Here is a 3322-nt window from a genome sequence, read left to right as displayed (position 1 = left end):
CATGATGGGCGGCATCTCCACTGACATCAACGCCAAGACGCCGCTCGAGGGCTTGTACGCCGCCGGGGAGGCGGCCTGTGTCTCCATCAACGGCGCCAACCGCCTCGGCTCCAACTCGCTCACCGAGTTGCTCGTGTTCGGAACCCGCGCGGGCCGCTCCGCGGCCCGGCACGCGCTGGAGCGGCCGGCCGTCAAGGCGAATCCGGTCGCCCAGCTGGTGAGCGACGAGCGGAAGCGTCTCGACACGCGGTTCCTCAGGGCCGACGGTCGCGAGCGGATCGCCGACATCCGGGAGGAGCTGCAGAAGGCCATGGAGGAGGGCTGCGGCATCTACCGGGAGCGGGCCACCATGGAGGCGACGTGCAAGACGCTCCGCGAGCTGCGGGGACGTTTCGCGCGCATCGGGCTCTCGGACCGGGACGCGGTCTTCAACACGGAGCTGATCGCCGCCCTGGAGCTCGATTGCATGCTGGACGTGGCGGAGACCGTGGCCAACTCGGCGCTGCTGCGGGAAGAGTCGCGCGGGTCCCACACCCGCACGGACTTCCCCAAGCGCGACGACGCGCGCTTCCTCAAGCACTCGCTCGCCTACCGGACGCCCGACGGCCCGCGCATCGACTACCTGCCCGTCACCATCACCCGGTGGCCCCCCGAGGAACGGAAGTACTAAGGAGGAGCGATGACCGAAGAGACCATCACGCTGGAGGTGACCCGCTACCGGCCTGGCCACGACACCGAGCCGCGCACCGAATCCTTCTCGGTGCCGTACCGGAAGGACTGGGTGGTCCTCGATGCGCTCAACCACATCAAGGATCGGGTGGACGGGTCGCTCACCTACCGGTGGTCCTGTCGCATGGGCGTGTGCGGGAGCTGCGGGATGATGGTGAACGGCGTCCCCAAGCTCACGTGCTCCGCCTTCCTGCGCGACTACCACCCGGGGCCGATTCGCGTGGAGCCCCTGGCGAACTTCCCGGTGATCCGGGATCTCGTCGTCGCCCTCGACGACTTTCTGGAGAAGTTGCGCCGGGTGAAGCCCTGGCTCATCCGCGAGACGGAGAAGCCCGTGTCGGAGGGCGAGTATCGTCAGAGCCCGGCCCAGCTCGAGGCCTACAAGCAGTTCAGCATGTGCATCAACTGCATGCTCTGCTATGCGGCCTGCCCCGTCTACGGGCTGGCCCCGGCCTTCGTCGGCCCCGCCGCCATCGCGCTCGCCTACCGGTACAACCTGGATTCGCGGGACGAGGGATATCGGGTGCGCGAGCCGATCCTGAGCGACAGCGTCGGCGTGTGGGAGTGCACCTTCGTCGGCGAATGCTCGGTGGTGTGCCCGAAGGGCGTCGACCCCGCCGCGGCGATCCAGCGCTCCAAGGTGGCCGGCGCCAAGGACTGGGCCATGTCCGTGCTCATGCCCTGGGGCGGCCGGAAATGAAGCCACGCGCGCCTGGAACGGGCCACCTTCGGTGCGAGCCGGGCTCGCGGAGATCCCTATGAGCGAGGCGCGTCCCGCACGCCCCGGCCTCTACTACCCCAAGCTGCCCGCGACCTGGTGGCTCCGGCGTCCGGGGTATGTCCGTTTCATGCTCCGGGAGGTGACCTGCGTCTTCGTCGCGATCTTCCTCGTGGAGCTGCTCGTCATCGTCTACAAGATCGGGCAGGGGCCCCAGGTCTACGCGGACATGGTGGCGAAGCTGCAATCTCCGGGGTGGATCGTCTTTCATGTGGTCGCCCTGGCCTTTGCTCTCTATCACACGATCACGTGGTTTCAGGCCACGGGCGTCATTCAGGTGGTACGCGTGGGCGACCGTCAGGTGCCGCCCCCGCTGGTGGTCGCCGGTAACTACGTCGCCTGGGTCGTCGTGTCGCTGTTCATCCTGTACTGGCTGCTCGTGAGGAGCTGAGCCATGTCCCCCGGCAAGACGATCGAGCCGCTCTGGTGGAGTCTCTTCTCGGTAGGAGGGGTGGTGGCGGCGTTCCTGGTGCCCGTCCACATCTTCCTGCACGGCCTGGCCCTCCCGCTCGGGTGGGTGAACGTGAGCCACGCGCGGATGCTGGCGCTCGTCAGCCATCCGCTCGTCAAGGTCTATCTGTTCGTGCTCATCGCCCTGCCGCTCTATCACTGGGCCCACCGCTTCCGCTTCATCCTGGAGGACCTGGGGCTCCACGGGTTCCGGGCGCCCATCGCCGTCCTCTGCTACGGCAGCGCCATCGTGGGCACGGTGGCCACCCTGTGGGTGCTGATCCGGATATGACCTCCCGGCCTGAATTTCAAGGGTGAGCCGAAGCGGGCGATGAAGATCCACGAGTATCAAGGCAAGGCCATCCTGCGCGAGTACGGCGTGCCCGTGCCGAACGGCGAGGTTGCGGACACGCCGGCGCAGGCCAAGGCCATTGCCGCCAAGCTCGGGGGCAAGGTCGTCGTCAAGGCGCAGGTGCACGCGGGCGGGCGCGGCAAGGCCGGCGGAGTCAAGCTGGCGGAGGATGCCGCGGGCGCCGAGGCCGCCGCGAGACAGATCCTCGGCATGATGCTCAAGACCCCGCAGACCCCGCCCGAGGGCATCAAGGTACTCAAGGTGCTGGTGGAAGAGGCCTCCCCGATCGCGACCGAACTCTACCTCTCCATGACCCTCGACCGCGGGAAGGGCACGCACGTCGTCATGGCCTCGCAAGCCGGCGGCATGGAGATCGAGGAAGTCGCCGCCACCCACCCGGACAAGATCATTCGCGAGTGGACTGACCCCGCCCTGGGTCTCCAGCCGTTCCAGGCGCGCAACCTCGCCTTCGGCCTGGGGCTCTCTGGCGACCAGTTCAAGGCGGGGGTCTCGCTCATCCTCAACCTCTTCCGCGCCTATGTCGAGAAGGACTGCTCGCTGGCCGAGATCAACCCCCTCGTGATTACCAGGGACGGCCGCGTGCTCGCCCTCGACGCCAAGCTCAACTTCGACGACAACGCCCTCTACCGGCACAAGGAGATCGTGGCCCTCCGGGACATCAACGAGGAGACGCCGCTCGATGTCGAGGCCTCGAAGTACGGGCTCAACTACATCAAGCTCGACGGCAATGTCGGCTGCATGGTCAACGGGGCGGGGCTGGCCATGGCGACCATGGACATCATCAAGCTGGCGGGTGGCGAGCCCGCCAACTTCCTCGACGTGGGTGGCGGCGCCTCCCCCGAGCAGATCGAGAACGCCTTTCGCATTCTCTCGTCGGACCCGTCCGTCAAGGCCGTGTTCATCAACGTCTTCGGCGGCATCCTCCGGGTGGATCGGCTGGCCGAGGGCATCATCGCGGCGGTGAACAAGCTGGGCCTGAAGCTGCCCGTGGT

The 3322-nt window shown here is 67.4% G+C and carries 5 protein-coding genes; all 5 read left to right on the top strand.

The window, feature by feature from the left end:
• The coding region (locus tag VGT00_14565) for an FAD-binding protein (GenBank protein HEV8532641.1) at nucleotides 1-670 on the top strand (670 nt) is incomplete at its 5' end.
• A gap of 9 nt (nucleotides 671-679) precedes the next feature.
• Entirely contained in the window at nucleotides 680-1429 is a 750-nt protein-coding gene (locus tag VGT00_14560) for a succinate dehydrogenase/fumarate reductase iron-sulfur subunit (protein HEV8532640.1), read from the top strand.
• A 58-nt stretch (nucleotides 1430-1487) separates the two neighbouring features.
• Nucleotides 1488-1898, top strand: a complete 411-nt coding sequence (locus tag VGT00_14555) for a fumarate reductase subunit C (protein ID HEV8532639.1) — start codon at nucleotides 1488-1490, stop codon at nucleotides 1896-1898.
• Between the two features lie 3 nt (nucleotides 1899-1901).
• The gene (gene frdD, locus VGT00_14550; protein HEV8532638.1) at nucleotides 1902-2249 is read left to right on the top strand and encodes a fumarate reductase subunit FrdD; all 348 of its coding nucleotides are present in this window, start codon (nucleotides 1902-1904) and stop codon (nucleotides 2247-2249) included.
• A 39-nt stretch (nucleotides 2250-2288) separates the two neighbouring features.
• The coding region (gene sucC / locus VGT00_14545; GenBank protein ID HEV8532637.1) for an ADP-forming succinate--CoA ligase subunit beta at nucleotides 2289-3322 on the top strand (1034 nt) is incomplete at its 3' end.

The organism is Candidatus Methylomirabilota bacterium (genome assembly GCA_036002485.1).
Taxonomy (GTDB): Bacteria; Methylomirabilota; Methylomirabilia; order Rokubacteriales; family CSP1-6; genus AR37.
The sequence above is the reverse complement of the archived record's forward strand: the minus strand, read 5'-3'. Positions and strand labels throughout refer to the sequence as shown.